General features: G+C 70.1%; 21 protein-coding genes. 11 read left to right on the forward strand and 10 right to left on the reverse strand.

The window, feature by feature from the left end; translation table 11 throughout:
* Nucleotides 1-42: 42 nt before the first annotated feature.
* Genes iolD through iolC form a run of 4 tightly spaced genes read right to left on the reverse strand, consistent with a single transcriptional unit; the run spans nt 43 to nt 4,779 of the window.
* Nucleotides 43-1,920 (reverse strand): 3D-(3,5/4)-trihydroxycyclohexane-1,2-dione acylhydrolase (decyclizing), encoded by a 1,878-nt coding sequence (gene iolD, locus ACZ7L6_RS03085; RefSeq protein WP_471920189.1) that lies wholly within the window; start codon nt 1,918-1,920, stop codon nt 43-45.
* Between the two features lie 8 nt (nt 1,921-1,928).
* A complete protein-coding gene (iolB, locus tag ACZ7L6_RS03090) occupies nt 1,929-2,816 on the reverse strand; it encodes a 5-deoxy-glucuronate isomerase (protein WP_471920190.1) in 888 nt (295 codons plus the stop codon).
* Between the two features lie 26 nt (nt 2,817-2,842).
* Nucleotides 2,843-3,769: a Cgl0159 family (beta/alpha)8-fold protein gene (locus ACZ7L6_RS03095; protein ID WP_471920191.1), complete on the reverse strand. Its 927-nt coding sequence runs from the start codon at nt 3,767-3,769 to the stop codon at nt 2,843-2,845.
* A gap of 50 nt (nt 3,770-3,819) precedes the next feature.
* Nucleotides 3,820-4,779: a 5-dehydro-2-deoxygluconokinase gene (iolC, locus tag ACZ7L6_RS03100; protein ID WP_471920192.1), complete on the reverse strand. Its 960-nt coding sequence runs from the start codon at nt 4,777-4,779 to the stop codon at nt 3,820-3,822.
* A 301-nt stretch (nt 4,780-5,080) separates the two neighbouring features.
* Between iolC and ACZ7L6_RS03105 the strand changes: the two genes are divergently transcribed.
* Genes ACZ7L6_RS03105 through ACZ7L6_RS03125 form a run of 5 tightly spaced genes read left to right on the forward strand, consistent with a single transcriptional unit; the run spans nt 5,081 to nt 10,041 of the window.
* Nucleotides 5,081-6,097 carry a sugar ABC transporter substrate-binding protein gene (locus ACZ7L6_RS03105; protein ID WP_471920193.1) on the forward strand — a complete coding sequence of 339 codons (1,017 nt, stop codon included), beginning with the start codon at nt 5,081-5,083 and terminating at the stop codon, nt 6,095-6,097.
* 5 nt (nt 6,098-6,102) lie between these two features.
* Nucleotides 6,103-7,176 (forward strand): ABC transporter permease, encoded by a 1,074-nt coding sequence (locus ACZ7L6_RS03110; RefSeq protein ID WP_471920194.1) that lies wholly within the window; start codon nt 6,103-6,105, stop codon nt 7,174-7,176.
* Nucleotides 7,177-7,181: 5 nt separating this feature from the next.
* The gene (locus ACZ7L6_RS03115; protein WP_471920195.1) at nt 7,182-8,096 is read left to right on the forward strand and encodes an ATP-binding cassette domain-containing protein; all 915 of its coding nucleotides are present in this window, start codon (nt 7,182-7,184) and stop codon (nt 8,094-8,096) included.
* Between the two features lies 1 nt (nt 8,097).
* A complete protein-coding gene (locus ACZ7L6_RS03120; RefSeq protein WP_471920196.1) occupies nt 8,098-9,000 on the forward strand; it encodes a sugar phosphate isomerase/epimerase family protein in 903 nt (300 codons plus the stop codon).
* An 18-nt stretch (nt 9,001-9,018) separates the two neighbouring features.
* The gene (locus ACZ7L6_RS03125; RefSeq protein ID WP_471920197.1) at nt 9,019-10,041 is read left to right on the forward strand and encodes a Gfo/Idh/MocA family protein; all 1,023 of its coding nucleotides are present in this window, start codon (nt 9,019-9,021) and stop codon (nt 10,039-10,041) included.
* A 50-nt stretch (nt 10,042-10,091) separates the two neighbouring features.
* Here ACZ7L6_RS03125 and ACZ7L6_RS03130 read toward each other — a convergent pair whose 3' ends face one another.
* The 4 genes from ACZ7L6_RS03130 to ACZ7L6_RS03145 form a co-directional block, all read right to left on the reverse strand.
* On the reverse strand, nt 10,092-11,108 hold the full coding sequence (locus ACZ7L6_RS03130) for a Gfo/Idh/MocA family protein (protein ID WP_471920198.1): 1,017 nt from the start codon (nt 11,106-11,108) through the stop codon (nt 10,092-10,094).
* Nucleotides 11,105-12,109 carry a Gfo/Idh/MocA family protein gene (locus ACZ7L6_RS03135; protein WP_471920199.1) on the reverse strand — a complete coding sequence of 335 codons (1,005 nt, stop codon included), beginning with the start codon at nt 12,107-12,109 and terminating at the stop codon, nt 11,105-11,107. The genes ACZ7L6_RS03130 and ACZ7L6_RS03135 overlap by 4 nt, the downstream gene beginning before the upstream one ends.
* Nucleotides 12,110-12,221: 112 nt before the next feature.
* Nucleotides 12,222-12,998: an SDR family oxidoreductase gene (locus ACZ7L6_RS03140; protein WP_471920200.1), complete on the reverse strand. Its 777-nt coding sequence runs from the start codon at nt 12,996-12,998 to the stop codon at nt 12,222-12,224.
* Nucleotides 12,999-13,014: 16 nt separating this feature from the next.
* On the reverse strand, nt 13,015-14,181 hold the full coding sequence (locus ACZ7L6_RS03145; RefSeq protein WP_471920201.1) for a phytanoyl-CoA dioxygenase family protein: 1,167 nt from the start codon (nt 14,179-14,181) through the stop codon (nt 13,015-13,017).
* 118 nt (nt 14,182-14,299) lie between these two features.
* Between ACZ7L6_RS03145 and ACZ7L6_RS03150 the strand changes: the two genes are divergently transcribed.
* Nucleotides 14,300-15,328: a LacI family DNA-binding transcriptional regulator gene (locus ACZ7L6_RS03150; RefSeq protein WP_471920202.1), complete on the forward strand. Its 1,029-nt coding sequence runs from the start codon at nt 14,300-14,302 to the stop codon at nt 15,326-15,328.
* 66 nt (nt 15,329-15,394) lie between these two features.
* A complete protein-coding gene (locus ACZ7L6_RS03155; protein WP_471920203.1) occupies nt 15,395-16,006 on the forward strand; it encodes a TMEM175 family protein in 612 nt (203 codons plus the stop codon).
* Between the two features lie 7 nt (nt 16,007-16,013).
* On the opposite strand, the gene ACZ7L6_RS03160 is transcribed toward ACZ7L6_RS03155, so the two are convergent.
* Nucleotides 16,014-17,177, reverse strand: coding sequence for a Gfo/Idh/MocA family protein (locus ACZ7L6_RS03160; RefSeq protein ID WP_471920204.1), 1,164 nt, complete (start codon nt 17,175-17,177; stop codon nt 16,014-16,016).
* 111 nt (nt 17,178-17,288) lie between these two features.
* Between ACZ7L6_RS03160 and ACZ7L6_RS03165 the strand changes: the two genes are divergently transcribed.
* The 3 genes from ACZ7L6_RS03165 (at nt 17,289) to ACZ7L6_RS03175 (ending at nt 22,250) form a co-directional block, all read left to right on the forward strand.
* Nucleotides 17,289-18,287 (forward strand): LacI family DNA-binding transcriptional regulator, encoded by a 999-nt coding sequence (locus ACZ7L6_RS03165; protein WP_471920205.1) that lies wholly within the window; start codon nt 17,289-17,291, stop codon nt 18,285-18,287.
* A gap of 213 nt (nt 18,288-18,500) precedes the next feature.
* Entirely contained in the window at nt 18,501-21,275 is a 2,775-nt protein-coding gene (locus ACZ7L6_RS03170; protein WP_471920206.1) for a hypothetical protein, read from the forward strand.
* Between the two features lie 12 nt (nt 21,276-21,287).
* Nucleotides 21,288-22,250, forward strand: coding sequence for a M28 family metallopeptidase (locus tag ACZ7L6_RS03175; RefSeq protein ID WP_471920207.1), 963 nt, complete (start codon nt 21,288-21,290; stop codon nt 22,248-22,250).
* Here the strand turns inward: ACZ7L6_RS03175 and ACZ7L6_RS03180 are convergent.
* On the reverse strand, nt 22,240-22,602 hold the full coding sequence (locus ACZ7L6_RS03180; protein WP_471920208.1) for a cupin domain-containing protein: 363 nt from the start codon (nt 22,600-22,602) through the stop codon (nt 22,240-22,242). The genes ACZ7L6_RS03175 and ACZ7L6_RS03180 overlap by 11 nt on opposite strands.
* Nucleotides 22,603-22,801: 199 nt before the next feature.
* Between ACZ7L6_RS03180 and ACZ7L6_RS03185 the strand changes: the two genes are divergently transcribed.
* Complete coding sequence (locus ACZ7L6_RS03185; protein ID WP_471920209.1) at nt 22,802-23,452, forward strand: GntR family transcriptional regulator; 651 nt, start codon at nt 22,802-22,804, stop codon at nt 23,450-23,452.
* The last annotated feature ends 57 nt before the right edge of the window (nt 23,453-23,509 follow it).

A 23,509-nucleotide genomic window follows, 5' to 3' on the forward strand; every position in this document is an offset into this window, starting at 1 on the left:
GGTGCGCAAGGGCCTTTCAAATGGGGTTCGTGAGCGGGGAGTTCAGAGGTGGTGGCGGCGTCCGGCGACGTTCCGGTCGTAGCGCTCGCGGGCCGCGACGGCGGCCTCGCGGGAGGCGACCTCGGCGACGGGTACGTCCCACCAGGCCTCGGCGCCGGGGGAGGTGGGGTTCGTGATGTCCGTCTCGACGTACACGCAGGTCGGCCGGCCGGAGGCGCGAGCCGTGGCCAGCGCCTCGCGCAGCTCGCCGACCGTCTTGGCGCGCAGGACGTCCATGCCGAGGCTGGCCGCGTTGGCGGCGAGGTCGACGGGGAGCGGGGCGCCGGTGAAGGTGCCGTCGGCGGCCCGGTAGCGGTAGTCGGTGCCGAAGCGCTCACCGCCGACCTCTTTCGAGAGCCCGCCGATGGAGGCGTAACCGTGGTTCTGGATCAGCACGATGTTGACCGGCAGGCCCTCCTGGACCGCGGTGACGATCTCCGTCGGCATCATCAGGTAGGTGCCGTCGCCGACCAGCGACCACACGGCGGTGTCCGGGGCGGCCTGCTGGATGCCGATGCCGGCCGGGATCTCGTAGCCCATGCAGGAGTAGCCGTACTCCAGGTGGTACTGGCGCGGGCTGCGGGAGCGCCACAGCTTGTGCAGGTCGCCGGGCAGCGAACCGGCCGCGTTGATCACCACGTCCTCGTCGCCGACGACCGCGTCCAGCGCGCCCAGGACCTGCGTCTGCGTCGGTACGGCGCTCTCGTCGTCGGCCCGGTAGGCCGCCTCGACGACCGCGTCCCAGCGCTCCTTGCCGGCGCGGTACTCGGCCTCGTACGCCTCGCTCACACGGTGCCCGGCCAGCTCCTCCGCCAGCTTCTCCAGACCGGCCCGCGCGTCGCAGACCAGCGTCCGCGCCGCCAGCTTGTGCGCGTCGAAGCCGGTGATGTTGAGGTTCAGGAAGCGCACGTCCGGGTTCTGGAAGAGGGTGCCGGAGGCGGTGGTGAAGTCCGTGTACCGGGTGCCGACGCCGATCACCAGGTCGGCGGCGCGGGCGATGTCGTCGCTGACCGACGTGCCGGTGTGGCCGATGCCGCCCAGGTCGGCGGGGTGGTCGTGGCGCAGGGAGCCCTTGCCCGCCTGGGTGGAGGAGACCGGGATGCCGGTGGCCTCGACGAAGGCCTTGAGCGCCGCCTCGGCCTCGCTGTGGTGGACGCCGCCGCCCGCGACGATCAGGGGGCGCTCGGCGGCGCGGATCGCCTCGACGGCCGCCGCCAGCTCGACCGGGTCGGGCGCGGGGCGCCGTACGTACCAGACGCGCTCGGCGAAGAACTCCTCCGGCCAGTCGTACGCTTCCGCCTGCACGTCCTGGGGGAGGGCCAGCGTCACCGCGCCGGTCTCCGCGGGGTCGGCGAGCACGCGCATGGCGTTCAGCGCGGACGGGATCAGGGCCTCGGGGCGGGTGATCCGGTCGAAGTACCTCGACACCGGGCGCAGGGTGTCGTTGACCGACACGTCCGCCTCGGTCGGGTGCTCCAGCTGCTGGAGCAGCGGGTCGGGGGCGTGCGAGGCGAAGTAGTCGCCGGGGAGGAGCAGGACCGGCAGGCGGTTGATGGTGGCCAGGGCGGCACCCGTGACGAGGTTCGTCGCGCCGGGGCCGATGGACGTCGTCACGGCCTGCGCGGAGAGGCGGTTGAGCTGACGGGCGTAGCCGACGGCCGCGTGCACCATGGACTGCTCGTTGCGGCCCTGGTGGTACGGCATCGTGTCCTCGCCCGCTTCGAGCAGGGCCTGGCCGATGCCGGCCACATTGCCGTGGCCGAAGATGCCCCAGGTGCCGGCGACCAGCCGGTGCCGTACGCCGTCGCGCTCGGTGTACTGGGCGGACAGGAACCGCACCAGCGCCTGGGCGACGGTCAGGCGGACGGTGGATTGGCTCATCGGGGACCTCACTGGGACGGGGCTGTGTAGAGGGGCAGACGGGGGTCGACGGGCTGGTCCGGCCAGGTGCCGCGGATCCAGGCGTGATCGGGGTGGTCGCAGATCAGCCAGGCGCGCTCGGCCTCGGGTCCCGCCATGACGTTGAGGTAGTACATGTGGTGGCCGGGCACGGCCATCGAGGGCCCGTGCCAGCCGTCGGGGATCAGCACGACGTCGCCGCCGCGCACCTCGGCCAGGACATCGGTGTTGCGGCCCTGCCCGGAGGGCGAGACGCGCTGGTAGCCGAGGCCGGGGGTGCCGTCGTGGTCGGCGAACTCGAAGTAGTAGATCTCCTCCAGCACCGACTCCTCGCCGGGGCGGTGCTCGTCGTGCTTGTGCGGCGGGAAGGACGACCAGTTGCCGCCCGGGGTGATGACCTCGACCGCGATGAGCTTGTCGCACTCGAAGACCCCGGCCGCGCCGAAGTTGTTCACCTGGCGGCTGCTGTTGCCGGTGCCGCGCAGTTCCACCGGCACCGACGACGCCGGGCCGTACCGGGCGGGCAGCCGCCGCGAGCAGCGCGCGCCGGTCAGCGCGAACCGTCCGCCGCCGGTCGACGAGACCGTCGTACGGGCATCGCGCGGCACGTAGGCGAAGTCGCTCACGCCGCTGAACACGCTGTCACGGCCGGTGAGCCGGAAGGTGTCGTGGCCGAAGTCGTCCGTGTTCTCGACCGTGCAGCCGCCGCTCAGCGACAGCACGATCCACTCGCTGTCGCCGGTGTCGAAGGTGTGCGAGCCGCCGGGCGGCAGCTCCAGGATCCGCAGGCTGGAGTAGCCCCAGCCGGCCTTCTCGGGCGTGACGTCCACGACGTACGGGCCGCCGAGCGCCTTTCCCGCGGGAAGGTGATACGTCATCGTGTTCCTCCGCGTCCCAATCCGTGTCACAACAGGCCGACGGCCGTGTCCACCGCCGTCTCCACGCTGCCCTCGGCCGGGTAGAGCAGCGAGCGGCCGACGACCATGCCCTGGACGGTGGGGAGTGCGAGCGCCTTGCGCCAGCGCTCGTACGCTCCCGCTTGTTCTTCGGCGGAGCCCCCGACCTCACCGCCGAGCAGGACGACGGGCAGCGTGGACGTCTCAAGAACCTCGGCCATGTCGTCGGGGTCATGGGTGACGGGCAGTTTCAGCCAGGTGTAGGCAGAGGTGCCGCCCAGTCCCGACGCGATCGCTATCGACTTGGTGACGGCCTCGGCGGACAGGTCGTTGCGCACCTGGCCGTCGATCCGCCGGGAGATGAAGGGCTCGACGAACAGTGGGAGCCGCAGCGCGGCCAGGGCGTCGATGGCGCGGGCCGTGGACTCCAGGGTGGTCAGTGAGCCCGGGTCGGCGTAGTCGATACGGACCAGCAGCTTGCCCGCGTCGAAACGCAGGCGGGCGATGTCCTCGGCGCGGTGGCCGGTGAAGCGGTCGTCCATCTCGAAGGACGCGCCGGCCAGGCCCCCACGGTTCATGGAGCCCATGACAACCTTGTCGTCGAGGACACCGAGCAGCAGCAGGTCCTCCAGGATGTCGGCGGTGGCCAGCACTCCGTCGACGCCGGGCCGCGACAGCGCGATGCACAGACGCTCCAGCAGATCGGCCCGGTCGGCCATGGCCAGGCGCCGGTCGCCGACGCCGAGCGCGCCGCGGGCCGGATGGTCGGCGGCCACGATCATCAGGCGGCCGCTGTCGCCGATCAGCGGGCGGCGCGTCCGGCGGGCGGCGGCCTCGGCGATCGCCTCGGGGTGCCGGGCTCTGACCGCGGTGAGGTCGCGGATGGTGATGCTCAAGGAAAGGCTCCGTTCAGGGTGGCTCGGTAAGCCGCTCATGGGTGGCTCCGTCGGCCGGGGTGCTCGGCCACGACGCCCGGGGTGCTCGGCTACGACGCCCGTGCGAGGAGGTCTTCGACCTCGGACTCGGTGGGCATCGCCGAGGAGCAGGCGAGGCGGGAGGCGACGAGGGCGCCGGCGGCGTTGGCATACCGCATGGTTTCGGCCAGATCCCAGCCGGACAGCAGCCCGTGGACCAGCGAGCCGCCGAAGGCGTCGCCCGCGCCGAGGCCGTTGGCCACCTCGACCGGCACCGGCGGCACCTCGGCCTCCGAACCGTCGCGGTGCACCGCCAGCACGCCCTTGGGGCCCTGCTTGACGACCGCCAGCTCCACACCGGCCGCCAGCAGCGCCTCCGCGCAGGCACGGGGCTCACGGACCCCGGTGGCGACCTCGCACTCGTCGAGGTTGCCGACGGCGACGGTGACGTGCCGCAGGGCCTCCGCGTAGTACGGGCGGGCCTCCTCCGGGTCCTTCCAGAACATGGGGCGCCAGTCGAGGTCGAAGACCGTGGTGCCCGCCTTGTCGCGTGCCTTGAGGGCGGCGAGGGTGGCGGAGCGGCTGGGCTCCTCGCTCAGGCCGGTGCCGGTGATCCAGAAGACGCGGGCCGAGCGGATGGCCCAGTAGTCCAGCTCGTCGGAATGTATCTCCAGGTCAGGCGCCTTAGGCTGCCGGTAGAAGTACAGCGGGAAGTCGTCCGGCGGGAAGATCTCGCAGAACGTCACCGGCGTCGGGTACGCCGCGACGGGCGTCACCCAGCGGTCGTCGACGCCGAAGTCCTTCAGGGCTTCGTGCAGGTAGGCGCCGAAGGGATCGTCGCCGGTGCGGGTGATCACGGCGGTGGTCCGGCCGAGCCGGGCGGCGGCCACGGCGACGTTCGCGGCCGAGCCGCCGAGGAATTTGCCGAACGTCTCCACCTGCGTCAGAGGTAGGCCAGACTGCAGGGGGTAGAGATCGACTCCTATCCTTCCCATCGTGATCAAGTCGAAGGGCTTGGCTGACTCGGCCATGCGCAACGCTCCTAGAGCTGGGCTGGGGGTGGGGCCCCCAGGGGGCCTGCCGCCTCCCAGGTGTAGGACGTGGAGGCCGGCGCTGTCAATACTTTGTACTTACATTCGGACCTGCTTGTGAAATGATGTCTTAACAAAGTATTGACAGCGGCCGGATCCAGCGATTGGATCCCGTCCCAGCGAAACCGCCGTGTTCCACGGCACACGACCCGGGCTTCTCCCACTGGTCCGGGCCTCGATCCCAGTGATCATCCCCTTTCCCCCGTCGCAACACCCCGTCGCACAGTGAGGTGCTGGAAAGATGGACCGCTCTTACTCTCGCTCCCGCAGACTGGCCCCCGTCGTGGCCGTGGCCGCAGCGGCAGCGCTCACCCTCGCAGGCTGCTCCAGCAGCTCCGGGGGCAAGAAGGCTGAGGAGAGCGCGGAGGGCGCCTCCGCCGGCAAGGCAAGCACGCCCCGCATGACGGTCGCCCTGGTCACCCACCAGTCGGCCGGCGACACCTTCTGGGACATCGTCCGCAAGGGTGCCGAGGCGGCCGCCGCCAAGGACAACGTCAAGCTGATCTACTCCAACGACCCCAACGCGGGCAACCAGGCCAACCTGGTCCAGAACGCGATCGACCAGAAGGTCGACGGCATCGCGATCACCCTCGCCAAGCCGGACGCCATGAAGGACGTCGTGAGCAAGGCGAAGAAGGCCGGCATACCGGTGGTCGGCCTCAACTCCGGTGTGAGCGAGTGGCAGAAGCTCGGCCTGATGGAGTTCTTCGGCCAGGACGAGACCGTGGCGGGCGAGGCGCTCGGCAAGCGGCTGAACGAGGCCGGCGCCAAGAAGGCCGTCTGTGTCATCCAGGAGCAGGGCAACATCGGCCTGGAGCAGCGCTGCGCGGGTGTGAAGAAGACCTTCGAGGGTGACGTCGAGAACCTGAACGTCAACGGCACCGACATGCCGTCGGTGAAGTCGACGATCACCGCCAAGCTCAAGCAGGACAGCGACATCGACTACGTCGTCGCCCTCGGCGCCCCGTTCGCGCTGACCGCGGTGCAGTCGATCGGTGACGCGGGCGCCAAGGCGAAGGTCGCCACCTTCGACCTCAACAAGGAACTGACCGGAGCGATCAGCAAGGGCGACATCGAGTTCGCCGTCGACCAGCAGCCCTACCTCCAGGGCTACCTGGCGATCGACTCGCTGTGGCTCTACAAGAACAACGGCAACTACATGGGCGGCGGCGAGCAGCCGGTGCTGACCGGACCTGCCTTCGTCGACAAGTCCAACGTCGAGACGATCGACAAGTTCGCCGCGAAGGGAACCCGGTGACGAGCATGACCCAACAGGCTGAGCCGGCGGTGACCACACCGCCGGCCCCCGGCCCCGGCAAGGAGAAGGACGGGCGCACCGCCGAACGCCCCCTGGCGCTGCGGTTGTTGGCCCGCCCCGAGGTCGGCGTCTTCCTCGGCGCCGTGGCGGTACTGATCTTCTTCCTGATCACGGCCCCGCCGGTCCGCGACGGCAGCTCGATGGCCAACATCCTGTACCAGTCGTCGACGATCGGGATCATGGCCCTGCCGGTGGCGCTGCTGATGATCGGCGGCGAGTTCGATCTCTCCGCCGGTGTCGCGGTGATTACCTCGGCGCTGACCGCCAGCATGACCGCCTACCAGCTGAGCATGAACGTCTGGGTCGGCGTGATCGTCGCGCTGATCGTGTCGCTGGCGGTGGGCCTGTTCAACGGCTGGATGCTGGTCAAGACCGGCCTGCCGAGCTTCCTGGTCACGCTGGGCACCTTCCTGATCCTCCAGGGCGTGAACCTGGCGGTGACCAAGCTGATCACCGGCAACGTCGCCACCGACGACATCAGCGACATGGACGGCTTCGACCAGGCCAAGGCGATCTTCGCGTCGTCGTTCGAGGTCGGCGGGGTCAACGTGAAGATCACCATCGTGTGGTGGCTGGTCTTCGCGGCCATCGCGACGTGGGTGCTGCTGCGTACCAAGTACGGCAACTGGGTCTTCTCGGTCGGCGGCAACCAGCAGTCCGCACGAGCCGTGGGCGTCCCGGTGACGTTCACGAAGATCTCGCTGTTCATGCTGGTCGGCTTCGGTGCCTGGTTCGTCGGGATGCACCAGCTGTTCTCGTTCAACACCGTGCAGTCCGGTGAGGGCGTCGGGCAGGAGCTGATCTACATCGCCGCGGCGGTCATCGGCGGCTGTCTGCTGACCGGTGGTGCCGGTTCGGCGATCGGCCCGGTCTTCGGTGCCTTCATGTTCGGCATGGTGCAGCAGGGCATCGTCTACGCCGGCTGGAACCCCGACTGGTTCAAGGCCTTCCTCGGCGTGATGCTCCTCGGCGCCGTCCTGATCAATCTGTACGTGCAGCGCACGGCGACCCGGAGGTGACCGACATGACATCCACCAACGGAACCGGGACCCACGGCGCCGTCCTCGTCGACAAGGCCCCCGAGAAGGACGGCCCGATCGTCGAACTGCGCAGCGCCGGCAAGTCGTACGGCAACATCCGCGCCCTGCACGGCGTCGACCTGCAGGTCTTCCCCAGCCAGGTGACCTGCGTGCTCGGCGACAACGGCGCCGGCAAGTCCACCCTCATCAAGATCATCTCGGGGTTGCACCAGCACACCGAGGGCGAGTTTCTCGTCGACGGCGAGGCTGTGCGCTTCTCCACCCCGCGCGAGGCGCTCGACAAGGGCATCGCCACGGTGTACCAGGACCTCGCCGTGGTCCCGCTGATGCCGGTGTGGCGGAACTTCTTCCTCGGCTCGGAGATGACCAAGGGCCCCTGGCCGATCCGCCGTCTCGACATCGAGAAGATGAAGAAGACGGCCGACCACGAGCTGCGCGAGATGGGCATCGTCCTCGACGACCTGGAGCAGCCCATCGGGACGCTCTCCGGTGGCCAGCGCCAGTGCGTGGCGATCGCCCGCGCCGTCTACTTCGGCGCCCGGGTCCTCATCCTGGACGAGCCCACCGCCGCCCTCGGCGTCAAGCAGTCCGGCGTCGTGCTGAAGTACATCGCCGCCGCCCGCGACCGCGGCCTCGGCGTCATCTTCATCACCCACAACCCCCACCACGCCTACATGGTCGGCGACCACTTCAGCGTCCTGCGCCTCGGCACCATGGAGCTCAACGCCTCCCGTGACGAGGTCAGCCTCGAAGAGCTCACCAACCACATGGCCGGCGGCACCGAACTCGCGGCGCTCAAGCACGAGTTGAGTCAGGTGCGCGGTGTGGACGTCGAGGAGCTCCCCGAAGAGGGCGACCTCACCGCACCCGTGGCGAGCACGCCCGAAGGGAAGTCCTGACATGCCCCCTGTGCTGGACCGCATCCGGGTCGGCTCCGCCCCGGACTCCTGGGGCGTCTGGTTTCCCGACGACCCCGTGCAGGTGCCCTGGGAACGCTTCCTGGACGAGGTCGCCGAGGCCGGCTACTCGTGGATCGAGCTGGGCCCGTACGGCTATCTGCCGACCGACCCGGCCCGCCTCACGGACGAGGTGAACAAGCGGAACCTGCAGGTCTCGGCAGGCACCATCTTCTGCGGCCTGCACCGCGGCCCGTCCGAGTGGGACTCCACCTGGGAGCAGGTCAGCCGGGTCGCGTCGCTCACCCAGGCGATGGGGGCGAAGCACCTGGTCGTCATCCCGTCCTTCTGGCGGGACGACAAGACCGCCGAGATCCTGGAGCCGCCGGAGCTCACCGGCGAGCAGTGGGCGTACCTGACCAAGGGCATGGAGCGGCTCGGCCACGAGGTGAAGGAGGCGTACGGCCTCGACATCGTCGTGCACCCGCACGCCGACACGCACATCGACACCGAGGCCCACGTCGAGCGCTTCCTCGACTCGACCGACTCGGAGCTGGTCAACCTCTGCCTCGACACCGGTCACTACGCCTACTGCGGCGGCGACAGCGTCAAGCTGATCGAGACCTACGGTGAGCGCATCGGCTATCTGCACCTCAAGCAGGTGGACCCGGAGATCCTCGCGGACGTCGTCAAGAACGAGGTCCCGTTCGGCCCCGCCGTCCAGCGCGGCGTGATGTGCGAACCCCCGTCCGGTGTCCCGGAGCTGGGGCCGGTCCTGGAGGCCGCGCAGAAGCTGAACGTGGACCTGTTCGCGATCGTCGAGCAGGACATGTACCCCTGCGAACCGGACAAGCCGCTGCCCATCGCGGTGCGTACCCGGAAGTTCCTGAAGTCCTGCGGCGCCTGACGACCCGAAAGGACAGCCATGACTGAGCGCGCCACACTCGGAGTCGCAGTCATCGGTACCGGAAGGATGGGTGCGGACCATGTGCGCCGCATCCAGGAGGTCACCAGCGGGGCACGGGTGACCGCCGTCGTGGACGTCGACGCGGAGCGCGCCAAATCGGTCGCCGCCCGCGTCGACGGCTGCACCGCCCACACCGACCCGGCCGCCGCGATGGCCTCGGCCGACGTCGACGCGGTGATCATCGCTTCCCCCGGCCCCGCCCACGAGGCGGCGCTGTTCACGGCCTTCGAGCACGATCTGCCGGTGCTGTGCGAGAAACCCCTCACCCCCGACGCCGCGTCCGCGCTGCGCGTCCTCCAGGCCGAGCAGAAGCTGGGCCGGCGCCGGGTGCAGGTCGGCTTCATGCGGCGTTACGACGCCGAGTACATGAAGCTCAAGGCCCTGCTGGAGACGGGCCAGCTGGGCCGCCCCCTCATGCTGCACAACCGGCACCGCAACGTCGCCAGCCCGCCCGGCTGGACGTCCGAGATGCTCATCAACGACTCGGTGACGCACGAGATGGACGTGACCCGCTGGCTGCTCGGCCACGAGATCACGGCCGTCACCGTGCTGGCCCCGACGCCCTCCGGCAACGCACCGGACGGCATCCGGGACCCGCAGTTCGTGCTCTTCGAGACCGACGGCGGCGCGATCGTCGACGTCGAGATCTTCGTCAACTGCGGCTTCGGCTACCAGGTCCAGGCCGAGGTCGTCTGCGAACGCGGCACCGCCCGCGTCGGCGAGGGCCACGCCATGGTCACCCACGCGGCCGGCCGCTGGGGCGGCATCATCGCGCAGGACTACCTCGAACGCTTCACGGACGCCTACGACCGCGAGGTGCAGGCCTGGGTCGACGCCACCCGGCGCGGCGAGGTCACCGGACCGAGCGCCTGGGACGGCTACGCGGTCGCCGCGGTCTGCGAGGCGGGCGTACGGTCGCTGGAGGACGGCGGCCGGGTCGCGGTGGACCTCGTCGACCGGCCTGCGCTGTACCAGGACTGACCGAAACAGTGGGGCGCCGGGGAGAACCCCGGCGCCCGACCAGTTTTCCCTCAGAGCGCCGTACGCGGCCGCGGCTCGAACCCTGCCGCGCGATACGCCTCGTCGATCAGCGACATCGTGGCCGGCGCGTCGTCCGCGTCCAGCGCGAGCGGAGCGTCCCGGCGTATGTGCGCGGCCAGCGCCTCCAGCTGGTAGGTGTAAGACGAGCGCGTGCCCAGCCGCTCCGTCCGCTCGCCCTGCGCAGTCCGCACCACGACCCGGTCGTCGCGGTGCGGCAGCACGAAGTTGGGCGCGAGCGCCTCACCCCGGGAGCCGACGATCCGGCAGCTCATCTCCAGCTCGCCGTACGCCATGTGGCAGCGCGCCGAAGCGGTCGCCCCGCCCGGGAACTCCAGGTCGGCGTCCAGCCACTCGTCGACGCCCGGCGCGCCCGCCCGCTCCCCGCCCCGCGCGGACACCAGACGCGGCGCACCGCCCGCCCAGGGCGCGAGCATCCGCACTGCGTGCAGGCTGTAGCAGCCCAGGTCCATCACGGCGCCGCCGGCGAGCGGCAGCGACCAGCGCGGGTCGGAGTCGTCCGGCGCCGGAATGGCGACCAGCGTCTCCACCCGCTGCAGCTCGCCGAGTTCACCGCTTTCCAGGAGCTCGTGCAGGCGCCGGGTGACCGGGTGGAAGAGGTAGTGGAAGGCCTCCATGAAGACCGTCCCGGACTTGGCGGCCGCCTCCCGCACCTCGGCCGCCTCCTCGGCGTTGCTCGCCGACGGCTTCTCCGTCAGGACGTGCTTGCCGGCCGCCAGCGCGGCGAGGTTCCACGGCCCGTGCAGGCCGTTGGCGAGCGGGTTGTAGACGACCTCCACCTCGGGGTCGGCGAGCAGGTCGGCGTAGGAGTCCACCACCCGCTCCACGTCGTGCTCGTCGGCGAACGCCTCGGCGCGGGACCGGTCGCGCGCGGCCACCGCGACGAGGCGGTGGCCGGTCGTGCGGGCCGGGCCGACGAGGGAGAGCTCGGTGATGCGTGCCGCGCCCAGTACTCCGATGCGCAGCGGTTCCGGGCTCGAGTCGCTCATCCCTGCCGTACCTCCTCGATCGTCACCGGACGGTGCTCGTGCAGCGACAGTGTGCACGCGTCCGCGATCCAGCCGGCCTCCAGGGCGTCCTCGATCGTGCAAGGGGAGGGCCGGGTGCCGGCCACGACCTCGGTGAACGCGGTGAGTTCGGCGCGATAGGCCGCCGTGAAGCGGTCCATGAAGAAGTCGTGCGGGGTGCCCGCCGGGAACGTCACGCCGGGCTCGACCGAGCGCAGCGGCAGCTTGTCCTCCAGGCCGACCGCGATGGAGTCCTTGAAGCCGTGGATCTCCATGCGGACGTCGTAACCCCGGGCGTTGTGGCGGGAGTTGGAGACCACCGCGATCGTGCCGTCGTCCAGGGTGAGGATCGCGCCGGTGGTGTCTGCGTCGCCCGCCTCCTTGATGTAGTCGGCGCCCTTGTTGCCGCCGACGGCGTACACCTCGGTCACCTCGCGGCCGGTCACCCAGCGGATGATGTCGAAGTCGTGCACCGAACAGTCCCGGAAGATGCCACCGGAGGCGGCGATGTACGCGGCGGGCGGCGGCGCCGGGTCCAGCGTGGTCGAGCGGACCGTGTGCAACTGGCCGAGCTCGCCGCTCTGCACGGCGGCGCGGGCGCCCACGAACCCGGTGTCGAAGCGCCGGTTGTAGCCGATCTGGATCGGCACGTCCTTGCCCTGGACGGCCTTCAGCACCTCGACGCCCTCGCTCATGGTCTTCGCGACGGGCTTCTCGCAGAAGACGGGGATACCGGCCTCGACCCCGGCCAGGATCAGCGCGGGGTGGGCGTCGGTCGCGGCCGCGACGACGATGCCGTCCACGCCGGCCGCCAGCAGGGCCTCCGGCGAGTCCACGACCTCGGCACCGAACCGCTCCGCGGCAGCCTTGGCGGCGTCCGCGAACGGGTCGGTGACGACGAGCGACTCGACGGCGTCGAGTCCGGAGAGGGTCTCGGCGTGGAAGGCGCCGATACGGCCGAGGCCGAGGATTCCGATACGCATGGGATGTTGCTCCTTGAAGTGGGGGTGTTGCAGCGCCCTTTAGGGGCGCGGGGAACTGCGCGACAAGCCACCAAGGCGCCGCACACGACTGACGACAATGCGCGGCAAATCCTTAGTCGAGTCCTCCCAGTACGTTCTGATCCCAGTCGATCACGGAACCCGTGACCACCCCGGATCGATCGGACAGCAGGAAGACAACGAAGTCGGCGATCTCGTCAGGCTGACCCAGCTTGCCCATCGGCAGGCGGGCGGCGGCCTGCTCCCGCCAGTCTTCGGCCGCCCCGTGAAACGCCTTCTGCGTGGCGTCCTCCCCCTCCGTCGCCGTCCAGCCGATATTCAGACCGTTGATCCGCACCCGGTCCCACCGATGCGCGTGCGCGGCATTACGGGTCAGCCCGATGAGCCCGGCCTTCGCGGAGACGTACGGCGCGAGAAACGGCTGCCCGCCGTGCGCCGAGGACGTGATGATGTTGACGATCGTGCCGGGCGCCTTACGCGCGACCATGTCGGAGACGGCCGCCTGCATCGCGAAGAACGGCGCCTTGAGGTTGATCGCGATGTGCTGGTCGAACAGCTCGGGCGTGGTGTCGAGCAGCGTGCCCCGGGACGTCAGCCCCGCTGAGTTGACCAGGCAGTCGATCCGGCCGTACGCGTCGACGACCTCGGCGACGGACGCCTTCGCCTGCTCCGCGTCCGACAGGTCGGCCCGCACGAACATGGCCTTGCCGCCCTCGGCGGCGAGCTCGGCCACCAGTGCCTCACCGGGCTCGGCGCGCCGCCCGGTGACGGCCACGACCGCACCCTCACGGACGGCCGCCCGCGCGATGGCGGCGCCCACGCCCTGGCTGCCGCCGTTGACGAGGACGACCTTGTCGTCGAGAAGTCCCATGTCTTTCGGGGTCCTTTCAGCTCTGGCGCCGCTCGGCGCCGTCCCGCAGCTCTGCCCGCAGAGCCTCGGGAGTCCATGTCTCGCGCAGCGCGCGCCGTACGACGTCCGCCTGCGAGGGCGGGGCCAGCCCGGCCACCGGCGGATCGCTGTCGAGGTTGGTGGGGAAGGGGTAGCCCTCGGCGCTCGCGGCGATCACGTTCGCCAGCCAGGCCTCGTCCGCGCCCTCCGCCCGGCGTGCCAGCAGCACAGGGAAGACGGCGCCCGCGACCGCCTCGCGGTCCACCGTCTCCATGGCCCGGCCGAACGCGGAGGACACCTGGAGGAGGTTCGCCATGCGCCGGATGTCCGCGGACCGGTTGGTGCCCGCCGCGTGGAACAGCGCCGGGTTGAAGAAGGCCGCGTCGCCCTTGGCGAGGGGGAGCTGGACGTGGTGTTCCTCGAAGTAGGCCTGGAACTCGGGGAGCCGCCAGGCCAGGTATCCGGGCTCGTACGTCTGCGAGTACGGCAGGTACATGGTCGGCCCGGACTCCACCGGCATGTCGCAGTGTGCGACGGCGCCCTGCAGGGTGAGCACGGGGGAGAGGACGTGGACATGGGCCGGATAGGCGGCCGCGGCCTCGTTGGAGAGGAAGCCCAGGTGGTAGTCGCGGTGCACGGTCTGCGCCGCGCCCCCGGGATTGACCACGTTCACCTGCGAGGTCACCTGGTAGCCGGGCCCGAGCCAGGCGGTCGAGACGAGCGCCAGGATGTCGTTGGCGTAATAGTCGGCGAAGACTTCGGGGTTGTGGAGCGCCGCTTTCTCCAGCGCGTTCCACACCCGGTCGTTGGCACCCGGCTTGGCGAAGTGGTCCCCGGCATCAGCGCCCGAGGCGCGCTGCTCGGCGATCAGGGCGTCGAACACGGCGCTGAGCCCGTCGACGATCCCCGGGTCCGGGAAGGCGTCCTGGAAGACCACGATGCCCGGGCCGTCGGTGAGCGCGCGGACCAGTTCGGCGCGCACCGCACGTGGGTCGTCGGCCTTGCGCAGCCGGTTGCTGTCGTAGACCAGGACGCCCTGCTCCACGGAGGAGGCGTACGGGTAGTCGGCAAGGTCGGTGGTCCGCTCGACGAGCGCACGGAAGGAGGCGAGGTCGCAGTCCTGCTCGGACAGCCACGCACGGCGTTGTACGGAGGTGTAGGACATCGGCGTCCTCTCGGTGACAGGGGCGACTCGGTGCTGTCATTCTTGTCAGTACAAACCCGTCGAACAACCAGCAGGCGGCCATCAAAAACCCCTCAGGACCAGTCAAGGGAGCATCCGCATGGGCCACCCCTTCCCGATCCGGGAGATCGCACGTCAGGCAGGCCTCAGCGAGGCCACCGTCGACCGGGTCCTGAACGGCAGGGGAGGGGTGCGCGAGAGCACCGCACGGGAGGTCCAGCAGGCCATCGCCGACCTCGACCGGCAGCGCACCCAGGTCCGGCTGGTGGGCCGCACCTTCATGATCGACATCGTGATGCAGGCGCCGGAGCGGTTCTCCACCGCCGTACGGGCCGCCCTGGAGGCCGAGCTGCCGGGCCTGCACCCGGCCGTCGTGCGCTCGCGCTTCCACTTCCGGGAGACGGGCCCGGTGGCGGAGCTGACGCGGACGCTGGACCGGATCGCCCGGCGCGGTTCGCAGGGCGTGATCCTCAAGGCCCCGGACGTGCCCGAGGTCACCGCAGCCGTCGCGCGGCTGGCGGAGGCGGGCATACCCGTGGTCACCCTCGTGACCGACCTGCCGTCCACGCCACGCCTCGCCTACGTCGGCATCGACAACCGGGCCGCCGGGGCGACTGCCGCGTACCTGATGGGCCAGTGGCTCGGCGACCGCCCCGGTCATGTCCTCACCAGCCTCAGCAGCGGCTTCTTCCGCAACGAGGAGGAGCGCGAGATGGGCTTCCGCAGCGCCATGCGCGCCCGGCATCCCCAGCGCACGCTGGTCGAACTGGCCGAGGGACAGGGCCTGGACGCCACCCAGTACGACCTCGTACGGGCCGCCCTGGAGCGCGATCCCGAGATCCGCGCCGTCTACTCGATCGGCGGCGGCAACATCGCGACGCTGCGGGCCTTCGAGGACCTGGGCCGCGAGTGTTCGGTGTTCGTGGCGCACGACCTCGACCACGACAACACCCGCCTGCTGCGCGAGCAGCGCCTGTCCGCCGTACTCCACCACGACCTGCGCCAGGACATGCGCGACGCCTGTCACATCGTCATGCGGGCGCACGGCGCGCTGCCGCCCGCGGGGCCCACTCTGCCGTCGGCGATCCAGGTGGTGACGCCGTACAACATGCCCACGCCCATCGGGTGACCGTCCCGGGGGCGTCCCTGGCGTGTATGCCCGCTCGGCGGGCCACCGCTCCCTACCGTCGTGCGCATGTGGAAATCGAACCCGGACGGCGGGCCCGAGCGACTGGTGGCGCTCGCCGACGGAGTGTTCGCCATCGCCATCACGCTGCTGGTCCTGGACTTCTACGTGCCGCGTGGACTCGACTCGGCGCAGTACCACGACGCCCTGCACGAACTGATCCCGAACCTCGGCGCCTATGCGCTCACCGTGCTGGTGCTCGGGGCCTTCTGGCGTGAGCACCGCCGGATCTTCGGCTTCGTCCGGCAGATCGACGGACAGGTGATCTCGCTGTCCATCCTGGGGCTGGGCGTCGCGGCCCTGCTGCCTTTCCCCACCAAGCTCATCGCCGAGTACGGCAGGGAGCCGGCGTCGGTCGCCGCCTACGCGGGGGCGGTCGCCGCGCTCGGCGCCGCCCACCTCGCGCTGGTCCTCGTCCTGGCCGGGCGCCCCTGGCTGCGCGACGAGGCGGCGCCGCCGGAGGGCTTCCGCCTCTTCGCGCTGGACCTCGGGGTGACGGTGCTGGTGTTCTCCCTCAGCATTCCGCTCGCCCTGGCCGTGGGCTCCGCGGCCATGTGGTTCTGGCTCGTCCTGGCCCCGGTCAAGGTGGCGATCGGCATGCGGGCCGCCAGGGCGCGCTGACGGGCCGTCACGCCCCCGCGGTCACGTCCACCCACGCGCCGCTCCGCGCCGACCGCACCATCGCGTCCAGTACGGCGGCGCTGTGCACGGCGTCCTCGAGGGTGGCCCCGTGCGGTGTGCCCTCGGCGATCGAGCGCAGGAAGCGGTACGCCTCGATGACCTTGAGGTCGTCGTAGCCCATGGCGTTCGCGGCGCCCGGCTGGAAGGCGCCGAACTCGCCGGCGCCCGGGCCGACGTAGACCGTGCTGACGGGCTGGTCCTGGTAGGTGGTGCCGCGGCTGACGCCGAGCTCGTTCATGCGGCGGAAGTCCCAGAAGACCGCGCCCTTGGTGCCGTGCACCTCGAAGCCGTAGTTGTTCTGCTCGCCGACCGAGACCCGGCAGGCCTCCAGGACCCCGCGGGCGCCGGAGGCGAAGCGGAGCAGGCAGCTCACGTAGTCCTCGTTCTCGACGGGGCCGAGTTCGCCGCCGGTGGCCAGGGTGTGGCCGGCGGTCGCGCCGGTGGGGCGGGCGCGCTCGGGGATGAAGACGGCGGTGTCGGCGGTGAGGGAGCCGATGTCGCCGAGGAGGTGGCGCGCGAGGTCGGCGCCGTGGGAGGCGAGGTCGCCGAGGACGCCGCTGCCGCCGCGCTCCTTCTCGTACCGCCAGGTCAGGGCGCCGTCCGGGTGGGCGGCGTAGTCGCTGAAGAGGCGGATGCGGACGTGGGTGACGGCGCCGATCTCGCCGGAGGCGATGATCTCGCGAGCGGCCTCGACGGCGGGCGCGTTGCGGTAGTTGAAGCCGACCGTGCTTTGGACGCCGCCCTTGGCGACGGCGTCGGCGACGGCCCGGGCGTCGGCCACCGTCAGGCCCACCGGCTTCTCGATCCAGATGTGTTTGCCGGCCTCGGCCATCGCCACGCCGATCTCGCGGTGCAGGAAGTTCGGGGCGGTGATGCTGACGGCCCGCACCCGCGGGTCGGCGGCGACCTCGCGCCAGTCCCGGGTGGCGGAGGCGAACCCGAACTGCGCGGCGGCCTCCTCGGCCCGGCCCGGTACGTCCTCGGCGACGGCCACGAGCTCCGGCCGCACCGCCAGCTGCGGATAGTGGTGCAGGACACGGGCGTACGCCTGGGTGTGCACCCGGCCCATCCAGCCGAACCCGACGACGGCGACACCGAGCGATTCCACCATGACAGCCCTTCTTTGGACCGGTCCATTTTCTGTCCAGGCCACCTTGGGCGCCGTTTCCACGCGCTGTCAACCCTTTGACAAGCCGAGCCAGGTCATGGAACGGTCCATGCCATGAGACCGCCGACGATCCGCGACGTGGCCGACCGGGCCGGCGTCTCCAAGTCACTGGTCTCGCTGGTGCTGCGCGGTTCCGACCAGGTCCGCCCGGAGAAACGGGACGCCGTCCTGCGGGCCGTGCGCGAGCTCGGCTACCGCCCCAACGCCGCCGCCCGCAGCCTCAGCGAGCAGCGCACCCGCACGGTCGGCGTCCTCCTGAACGACCTGCGCAACCCATGGTTCGTCGACATGCTCGACGGCCTCAACTCCCTGCTCCACGACAACGGCCTGCACATGCTGCTGGCCGACGCCCGCCTCAACCGACGTACCGGACAGGACCCGGCCGGCCCACTGCTGGACCTGCGCGTCGACGGCCTGGTCGTGGTCGGCACGCTGCCCGACCCGGCCGGGCTCGAAGCGGTGGCCGCGCGGATCCCGGTCGTGGTGGCCGGTGCCCGCGAGCCGGTGCCGTCCGGCGTCGACGTCGTGGCGGGCGACGACGAGCGGGGCGCCCGTCTGGTCGCCGAGCACCTCATCGGCCTGGGGCACCGCCGCATCGCGCACATCGCGGGGTACGGGGCGGTGGGCGAGCTGCGCCGGCGGAGCTTCGAGGTGACGATGCGGGAGCACGGCCTCGCGGCCGAGGCGGTCGTCGAGCCCAGCGACATGACCGAGGAGGGCGGTTACCGCACCACCGTCCGCCTGCTCAGCCGCCCCGAGCGGCCCACCGCCGTCTTCGCCGTCAACGACATGGCCGCGATCGGCGCGCTCTCCGCGGCCGAGGAGCTGGGGCTGCGCGTCCCGCGCGACCTGTCCGTCGTCGGGTACGACAACACGAGCATCGCCCGCCTGCGTCACGTGTGGCTCACCACGGTCGACAACGCCAGCCATGAGGTGGGCCGCCGGGCGGCCCGCTGTCTGCTCGACCGTTTCGAGGAAGCGGGGGCAGAGGGCCGGATCCATCTGGCGGCTCCCACCCTGGAAATCCGGGGGACGACTGCTCCGCCTCTGTGACGGTGTGTCAGGCCGACTCGGCGGGCTTCCGTCCTGCAGATTGATGAATACCGTCGAATCATCAATTGGTTAACGGTCAAAGAGTTTTCGTGTGGCAGGTGTCTGTTCATCGCGTTAGACTTCTGACGGGAATTCCTGTATGGGGCTGGGGGATGTATCCCGCTCTGATCGAGCATTCTTCTTGACCTCCACTTGCGTTGGAGGAGGGGCACCATGGTTCGGGGATATGGCGACCAGCAGAGAAATATGCCGGGCCCGGAGACCGACAAACCGCTGAGGATGGTCCCGCAGGTCGGTGAACGCAAGGATTCCGAAGGTGTGTTGCGGGGGTACGTGGACCCGGGGGCGACTCTTTCGCGTGCGCCGACGGCCCGAAAGGCGATCGACGGCTTCATGGAAGGACGCTCCAGGGAGCTCAAGGCGGGCCAGATCGACCTGCGCGAGGTGGACGCAGCCGAAGGCGCGGCCACATTGAGGGTGCGCTACCAGCAGTTCCACAACGACCTCCCGATCGTGGGCGCCACTGTGCAGGCGGTCGCCGATGTCAAACAGGCCGCTGTCATCCAGGTCGACAACACGGGGGAGACCGACGTCTCGGACGCTCCCGATCCCAGTGCCGCCCGCACCCTGGACGATCTCGACAGGGCCGCCCTCGCTCCGTTCCGGGACGATTTCGAAAGCGCCGGCATCATCAAGGACGAACTCGTCTACAGGCGGGACACGGACAGGCCCGCCTTGCCGGAGACCGACTATCCCACCGCCACGGTCGAGTTGCTGAAGAAGGGGACGAAGCCGGACGGTGCGCTGCATCTGGTACGAGATCTGCTCGTCGAGACCAGCGGCCCGTTCGAGCATTTCCGCGTCGTGATGGATGCCGTCTCCGGAAAACTGCTCTGGGTCGCGCTCGCCGGAAAATACGTGACGGCCACTCTCAAGGTCTTCATGCCCGACCCGGTGACCGAGTCGAACGACGCCACCATCCACGGGGGTTCCAGCGCGGCCAAGCTGAACGCCTTCCGCCACGACGTCTCGGCCGAGGTCGCTCCTTCCGACGGCGGGGGCACGTTCCGGCTCGACGGGGACTGGTTCAGATGCCTCGACTGGGACCCGCCCTCGTTCCCACAGCCCCAGGAGGTATCACCGACCTTCTCCTACGCCAGCTACCCGGCGAACCGTGCCTTCCTGAGCGCGAACGCCTACTACTGGCTCGACTCCGTCGCGCGCTACCTTCGCACTCTGGGAAACGCGACGCTCAACGCCAACATGGTCAAGGTCGAGGTCGACGCGCAGGCGTACGACGGCCAGGACCAGAGCGAATGGCACGGGACGCTGACGCCCCCGCGTATCCGGTTCGGCGAGGGCGGCGCCCCCGACGCCGGCGACCTGGGAGTCATCGTCCACGAGTACGTCCACGGCGTCTTCGACTGGCTCGGTGCCAGTCACGGCGGGTCGGGGTCGTACGAGCACAGCGTCTGCGACGCCCTCCCAGCCATCTACCGTGACCGGTTCAACCCCAACGGGCACCGTCGTACCGAGACGTTCCCCTTCGACAACAACGCCACCGACCAGTGGAGTACGGTGCGCCGCCTCGACCTCCCCCAACGGTTCGACGACGCAGGCTTCAACAGCTACGAAGTCAACCGGCGCAACTCGATGCTCGGCACGGCACTGTGGCGGTGCTACCTGGGCATGGGCGGAGATTCGCCCGATCCCGGAGTGCGGATCGAGGCGGCCGACGCGATGATCAGGACGATGCTCGAAATGCTGCTCATCGTGGACCAGCCCGACAGCTCCACGGGTGTCGCGCACGCCGCGAGAATGGCCCAGGGCTGCATCACGGCGGACTCCTCGCTCACCGGCGGCCTCTACAGCAAGGTGATGGACGAGGCCTTCGTGGACCAGGGGCTGTGGGCACCGCGGCCGGTGGACGTGTACATCGCGGACAACCCGACCGACCTCGGCGCGCAGCCGAGCGGGCAGCTGTTCTGGACGTCCCCGGACATCTGGGTCCGCAACAAGGACATCAGCACCGGCGACAACCCCGAACTCGGTCACGAGGCGCCCATCAACAACCAGCCCAACTCCGTCTATGTGCGCGTGCACAACCGGGGGACTCAGGCGGCCTCCAGTGGCGCGTTCCAGGTCGAGGCGTTCCGCTGCGACCCGGGCACGGGGATGATCTGGCCGACGCACTACCAGTCCCTGGGCACGCTCGTGATCAACGAGGAGATCCCCCCGGGTGGAGCGGTGCGGGTCGGACCGTTCGTCTGGACCCCGCAGATCGTGGACCAGGAAGGCCTGGCGGCCGTCGTGCACGGTGCCGCCGACCCCGCCGTCACCGCCACGCTCAACGGGCCGGTGCGGAACGACCGGATCATCCGGTTCGACAACAATGTGGCGCAGCGGAACGTGGCTCCGCAGATGGCCGCACCGGGCGGCAAGACGCACATGACCATCACCCTGCGGGGCGCGCTCACCGCCACGACCGGCTCATGGCACCTGGACGCGACCGCGTTGCCCGAGGACACCCGGATCTCGGTCCGTACGCTGAGCCGCCTCACCAAGGACGCCACGCTGACCGATCTCACGTTGGCCGAAGCCGGCCCTGTGCGGAGCACCCTGGAGATGCGCGGCGGCAGGACGGCGGTCGTTGAGGGGTTCACGCTGGCACCGGACGATCGGGTGGCAGCCGACATCACCATCGACTTCTCCCGTCACGCCGAGCACTTGCGGGTGTATCCGCTCGTGGCGACGCAGCATCAGGACGGTGTGATCGCCGGGCGTCTGACGATCCAGATCACCGCGGTGAAGGAGCTGGAGGGCTTCTTCTTCGGTAACCCGCACAGTGGTGAGCTGCACGTTTCCACATGCCCGCACTGGCAGAGGCTCGGCGCGGACAGCAAGGTGCCGTTCCGGCGGGCGGAGGACGCCCTCGCTCGCGGATACAACGGCTGCGCGTACTGCCTGCCCGCCCTCGACACCGCGTGAAGGCGGCCCGCGATGCCCAATGACACGCCATCAGAGGAGCGCCCCCTCGCTCCCCCCGAGAAACGGCAACCGCCCAGTCCCGCCACCCTCGTCACGACGGCGAAGCGCGAGGGGGCGGGCACCCCGCAGGACGAGTCAACGAACGCACTCGTCGAGTCGGTGTCGGCGGACGCTCTGCGGACCACGGTCGAGGCACTGGCCGCCTTTCACACGCGGCACACCTTCTCCCCTCTCATCGGGCCGGCCGCCCAGGAGCTCGTAGCCCGTCTGACGGCGGCGGGGTACGCGGACGTGGTCAGACGCCCGTGGTCCAACGCCGGTCACAGCGGCGACAACGTGATCTGCACCAAACCCGGAACGGCGGCCGACAAGCCCGTCATCATCCTGTGCGCGCACTACGACAGCCGCATGGAGGACGTGAACAACGCGACGGCACGTGCGCCCGGCGCCGACGACAATGCCAGCGGGGTCGCCGCGATACTCGAGATCGCCCGCCTCCTCGCGCCCGTCTCGCTGTCCTCCACCGTCCAGTTCGTGGCGTTCTCGGGCGAGGAGCAGGGACTGTGGGGGTCCGCGGCGTACGCCGCGGCGCTGCACGCCACGGGATCCGAGGTCTACCGGGTCGTGAACCTGGACATGGTGGGGCGGCCGCCCGAAGACGGTTCCGTGACGGTGGAGCGCGACCTGGGAAACGCCGTACCGGGCAACGATGCCGCCTCGCAGGCCTTCGGCGCGGTCATGGCACAGGCTGCCGCGGACCACACCGCACTGCCGGTGAAGCTCGGGCCCATCTTTGCCAGTGACTACATGCCGTTCGAAGCACACAGCGACGTGACCATCGGCGCGTACGAGGGGGAGGGCAACCCGCACTACCACCGGACGTCCGACGCTCCGGCCACGCTCGACTACGGCTACCTCGCCGACGTCACCAGGATCACACTCGCGACCGTGGTCGCCGACGCGCTCACAGGGTGATCGCGTAAGCCTTCCGCAGAGTCTCGTGCACCGTCCACGTCGTACGGTCGCCCTCGCGCAGCACGGCCATGTCGCCCAGCCCGACCTGCAACGTCGGGCCGTCCTCGACGGCGATGGTCGCCGACCCGCTGATCACGACGAACAGCTCGTCCGCCTCCGTGTCGGTCACCACCCCGGGCGTGATCTGCCAGATCCCGCGGATGTGCCGCCCGTCCTGTGACTCCCAGACCACCTTCCCGGTCACCTCGGGCGTCCCGGAGACGATCTGTTCGGGGCTGAGGGGCTCGGGTTCGAGTTCGGCGTCGGGGATGTGCAGGGCGAAGCTCTCGTGGGGCGCGGGGCTGTGGGTCATGGGGGCGACCCTAGTCAGGCGGGGCAGGGGGCGGGGTGGACAGAGTGTGGGGTGTCGGCGGGGGTGGGCGGACACTGTGCCGCGCACTTCATCGGCGGGACGCATGCGGCACATTCTGCGATCAATACGGCAGACAAAATTGTTGACAATTATGTTTGACTAGATTTACTTTCGACAGGCACTCATTCAGGGAGGGCACATGCCGAACGAAGCCCGTCCGGGCACCGGAGAGCAGGCCAAACAGCATGCGCTCGCGCAGCTGCGGCAGGCGATCCTGCACGGCGAGATGGCACCGGCGCAGCGGCTGGTGGAGAACGAACTCGCCGAGCAGTTCGGTGTGACACGGGCGAGCATCCGGGCGGCACTCATCGATCTGGAGGCCCAGGGCCTCGTCGAGCGGATCCGCAACCGCGGCTCGCGGGTGCGGGTGGTGACCGTGGAGGAAGCGGTCGCCATCACCGAGTGCCGCATGGTCCTCGAAGGACTGTGCGCGGCCAAGGCGGCCGTCGCGGCCGGCGACGAGCAGTTGACCGAACTGGCGGACCTCGGCGCGGCGATGACCAAGGCCGTGACCGACGGCGAGCCGATGACGTACTCCGAGCTGAACCAGGAACTGCACGCGAAGATCCGGGACTTCTCGGGTCAGCGCACCGCCGTGGAGCTGCTGGAGCGGCTCAACGCACAACTGGTGCGCCACCGCTTCCAGTTGGCGCTGCGGCCGGGTCGCCCCCAGCACTCCCTGAACGAGCATCTGGCGATGATCGAGGCGATCAGGGCCAGGGACCCGCAGGCGGCCGAGGCGGCCGTCCGCGCCCACCTCACCAGCGTGATCGAGGCGCTGCGCGACTGACGCACGCGGCCTTGGTGCAGGGGAGTGGGCGCACACCTGTCCATCAAGGAGATATCA

The organism is Streptomyces sp. NPDC107522, assembly GCF_055657525.1.

Coding starts and splice junctions, on each gene's coding strand:
- iolD (WP_471920189.1), bottom strand. CDS start 1,920: ATGAGCCAATCCACCGTCCGCCTGACCGTCGCCCAGGCGCTGGTGCGG.
- iolB (WP_471920190.1), bottom strand. CDS start 2,816: ATGACGTATCACCTTCCCGCGGGAAAGGCGCTCGGCGGCCCGTACGTC.
- ACZ7L6_RS03095 (WP_471920191.1), bottom strand. CDS start 3,769: ATGAGCGGCTTACCGAGCCACCCTGAACGGAGCCTTTCCTTGAGCATC.
- iolC (WP_471920192.1), bottom strand. CDS start 4,779: ATGGCCGAGTCAGCCAAGCCCTTCGACTTGATCACGATGGGAAGGATA.
- ACZ7L6_RS03105 (WP_471920193.1), top strand. CDS start 5,081: ATGGACCGCTCTTACTCTCGCTCCCGCAGACTGGCCCCCGTCGTGGCC.
- ACZ7L6_RS03110 (WP_471920194.1), top strand. CDS start 6,103: ATGACCCAACAGGCTGAGCCGGCGGTGACCACACCGCCGGCCCCCGGC.
- ACZ7L6_RS03115 (WP_471920195.1), top strand. CDS start 7,182: ATGACATCCACCAACGGAACCGGGACCCACGGCGCCGTCCTCGTCGAC.
- ACZ7L6_RS03120 (WP_471920196.1), top strand. CDS start 8,098: ATGCCCCCTGTGCTGGACCGCATCCGGGTCGGCTCCGCCCCGGACTCC.
- ACZ7L6_RS03125 (WP_471920197.1), top strand. CDS start 9,019: ATGACTGAGCGCGCCACACTCGGAGTCGCAGTCATCGGTACCGGAAGG.
- ACZ7L6_RS03130 (WP_471920198.1), bottom strand. CDS start 11,108: ATGAGCGACTCGAGCCCGGAACCGCTGCGCATCGGAGTACTGGGCGCG.
- ACZ7L6_RS03135 (WP_471920199.1), bottom strand. CDS start 12,109: ATGCGTATCGGAATCCTCGGCCTCGGCCGTATCGGCGCCTTCCACGCC.
- ACZ7L6_RS03140 (WP_471920200.1), bottom strand. CDS start 12,998: ATGGGACTTCTCGACGACAAGGTCGTCCTCGTCAACGGCGGCAGCCAG.
- ACZ7L6_RS03145 (WP_471920201.1), bottom strand. CDS start 14,181: ATGTCCTACACCTCCGTACAACGCCGTGCGTGGCTGTCCGAGCAGGAC.
- ACZ7L6_RS03150 (WP_471920202.1), top strand. CDS start 14,300: ATGGGCCACCCCTTCCCGATCCGGGAGATCGCACGTCAGGCAGGCCTC.
- ACZ7L6_RS03155 (WP_471920203.1), top strand. CDS start 15,395: ATGTGGAAATCGAACCCGGACGGCGGGCCCGAGCGACTGGTGGCGCTC.
- ACZ7L6_RS03160 (WP_471920204.1), bottom strand. CDS start 17,177: ATGGTGGAATCGCTCGGTGTCGCCGTCGTCGGGTTCGGCTGGATGGGC.
- ACZ7L6_RS03165 (WP_471920205.1), top strand. CDS start 17,289: ATGAGACCGCCGACGATCCGCGACGTGGCCGACCGGGCCGGCGTCTCC.
- ACZ7L6_RS03170 (WP_471920206.1), top strand. CDS start 18,501: ATGGTTCGGGGATATGGCGACCAGCAGAGAAATATGCCGGGCCCGGAG.
- ACZ7L6_RS03175 (WP_471920207.1), top strand. CDS start 21,288: ATGCCCAATGACACGCCATCAGAGGAGCGCCCCCTCGCTCCCCCCGAG.
- ACZ7L6_RS03180 (WP_471920208.1), bottom strand. CDS start 22,602: ATGACCCACAGCCCCGCGCCCCACGAGAGCTTCGCCCTGCACATCCCC.
- ACZ7L6_RS03185 (WP_471920209.1), top strand. CDS start 22,802: ATGCCGAACGAAGCCCGTCCGGGCACCGGAGAGCAGGCCAAACAGCAT.